Raw genomic sequence first — 437 nt, forward strand, 5'->3', positions numbered from 1 at the left:
ATGAACATCCACGAATATCAGGCGAAGGGGCTGCTGGGGCGCTATGGCGTGCCGGTGCCGCGCGGCGGGGTGGCGTACACGCCGGAGGAGGCGGTGCGTGTGGCGGAGGGTCTCGGCGGCGCCGTGTATGTCGTCAAGGCGCAGATCCATGCGGGCGGCCGCGGCAAGGGCCACTTCAAGGAGGATCCGTCGGGCAAGGGCGGGGTCCGGGTGGTGAAGTCGACGGCGGATGTCGCGGCGGCGGCCGGGGCGATGCTGGGCCGGACGCTGGTGACGGTGCAGACCGGGCCTGCGGGCAAGGAGGTCGGCCGGATCTATGTCGAGGAAGGCTGCGACATCGCCCGCGAGCTGTATCTGTCGCTGCTGGTCGACCGCAAGAGCGGCCGGGTGACGATCATCGCCTCGACCGAGGGCGGCATGGCGATCGAGGAGGTGGC

The 437-nt window shown here is 70.7% G+C and carries 1 protein-coding gene; it reads left to right on the plus strand.

Annotation, left to right across the window (positions count from 1 at the left end):
• A partial coding sequence (locus tag FFK22_RS42280) for an ATP-grasp domain-containing protein (protein WP_186002993.1) occupies positions 1–437 on the plus strand: 437 nt, incomplete at both ends.

It is taken from the genome of Mycobacterium sp. KBS0706, assembly GCF_005938675.2.
GTDB lineage: Bacteria > Pseudomonadota > Alphaproteobacteria > DSM-16000 > Inquilinaceae > Inquilinus.